The organism is Muribacter muris (assembly GCF_004569585.1).
In the GTDB taxonomy this organism is placed as follows: Bacteria; Pseudomonadota; Gammaproteobacteria; order Enterobacterales; family Pasteurellaceae; genus Muribacter; species Muribacter muris.
Genome location: NZ_SPPA01000094.1, coordinates 1 through 215 on the forward strand (window position 1 = coordinate 1; position 215 = coordinate 215).

Consider the following 215-nt stretch of genomic DNA (forward strand, 5'->3'; position numbering starts at 1 on the left):
GCACTTGCCGAAGTACTTGCGGCTTTCGCTGAACTATCTGCAGTGGACGCTGAATTTGATGCTGCCGTTGCGGAAGAACCCGCTTGAGTTGCAGAGCTGTTTGCTGCACTTGCCGAAGTGCTTGCTACTTTTGCTGAACTATCTGCAGCAGATGCTGAATTTGATGCGGCAGTTGCTGAAGAGTCTGCTTTGGTTGCAGAGCTGTCCGCTGCACT

General features: G+C 52.1%; 1 protein-coding gene. It reads right to left on the reverse strand.

The genetic code is table 11. The annotated features are described in order from the left end of the window. On the reverse strand, positions 1 to 215 hold a 215-nt coding region (locus E4T80_RS12730; RefSeq protein ID WP_209304385.1), incomplete at both ends, for a hypothetical protein.